Raw genomic sequence first — 249 nt, forward strand, 5'->3', positions numbered from 1 at the left:
GTGCGCCGCTTTGCTACGGAGCGTCGGCTGGCGATGTTTATGGTGCTGGCGGCGCACCATTTTGCGCCCCAGCACATCAAAATAACCGCTTAACTCCACACCTTTGGTCAGCAGCATCAGGCCGCTTAAGGTGATGATGGTGTGCCAGTCGATAGCAGCAGGCCAGGATTTCGGTGCAAAGGGCACGAAAAAGCTTAATCCGATACCAACAAGAATTAATAACTGAAAAAAACGATCGCCTTGCAGCGT

Annotated in this window: 1 protein-coding gene; it reads right to left on the bottom strand. The window is 52.2% G+C overall.

Annotated elements, in window-relative coordinates:
- A partial coding sequence (locus SB765_RS32265) for a hypothetical protein (protein WP_410932848.1) occupies positions 1-249 on the bottom strand: 249 nt, incomplete at both ends.

Source organism: Pseudomonas sp. SIMBA_067 (assembly GCF_046534675.1).
GTDB lineage: Bacteria > Pseudomonadota > Gammaproteobacteria > Pseudomonadales > Pseudomonadaceae > Aquipseudomonas > Aquipseudomonas putida.